The sequence below is a fragment of the Mycobacterium sp. E735 genome, from assembly GCF_001666955.1.
Taxonomy (GTDB): Bacteria; Actinomycetota; Actinomycetes; order Mycobacteriales; family Mycobacteriaceae; genus Mycobacterium.
In genome coordinates this window covers 1-933 of the sequence record NZ_LZIX01000337.1, presented here as the reverse complement: position 1 = coordinate 933, position 933 = coordinate 1, and the positions used below count along the sequence as shown (strand labels likewise).

General features: G+C 70.4%; 1 protein-coding gene and 1 pseudogene. Both read left to right on the top strand.

Annotated features, from left to right (window positions below):
* Nucleotides 1-165: pseudogene (locus A5704_RS28660) on the top strand (thiolase family protein); the annotation flags it as partial.
* A 33-nt stretch (nt 166-198) separates the two neighbouring features.
* A partial coding sequence (locus A5704_RS27165; protein WP_156737773.1) for a FadR/GntR family transcriptional regulator occupies nt 199-933 on the top strand: 735 nt, incomplete at its 3' end.

The window sequence follows — 933 nt, the reverse complement described above, 5'->3', positions numbered from 1 at the left end:
GGCCAGCTGTCGGCGGGGCGCATGCACGGTTACTGGGCATTGCACGAGGGTTGTCTGCAGTTGCGCGGGGAAGCGGGGGAGCGGCAGGTATCGCGTCGCCCGGACGTCGGCGTCGTGTCGGTCGGCGGCGGGCCCGTCGCCGGCTGCATGTTGCTCACATGCTGAAATCCCCTGCGCCCGAACGCCGTTGGGCTTGATATGAGTACCGGCCTCGCGAACAAACTGGCTTCCGGAATCGCGCGGGACCTCGAGGCGGAGATCGTTCGCCGCGGTTGGGCCATCGGCGAATCGCTCGGTTCCGAGCACGCGTTGCAAGAGCGCTTCGGGGTGAGCCGCTCGGTCCTGCGCGAGGCCGTCCGGCTCGTCGAACACCATCAGGTCGCCCGCATGCGCCGCGGGCCCGGTGGCGGTCTGATCATCTGCGAGCCCGATGCCGGGCCCGCCACCCGCGCCGTCGTGATCTATCTCGAATACCTCGGCACCACCCTGGGCGACCTGCTCAACGCGCGCCTTGTGCTCGAACCGCTGGCGGCTTCGCTGGCCGCGGAACGGATCGACGAGGCGGGCATCGCCCGGTTGCGGGCGGTGCTGCGGGGCGAAGAGGAGTGGAGGCCGGGGCTCCCCACGCCGCGGGACGAGTTCCACATCGCGTTGGCCGAGCAATCGAAAAACCCGGTCCTGCAACTCTTTGTCAACGTGCTGATGCGCCTCACCACCCGGTATGCCCTGCAGTCGCGGACCGACTCGGCCTCCGAGGCCACCGAGGCGATCGACCGGATGCACATCGACCACTCCGAGCTCGTCGAGGCCGTCACCGCCGGCGACTCGGCGCGCGCCAAAACGCTCAGCCAGCGGCACGTCGAGGCCGTGACCGCGTGGCTACAGCACCACCACCCCGGCGCCCCGAGCCGGCGGCGCAAGCCGCGGCCGCTC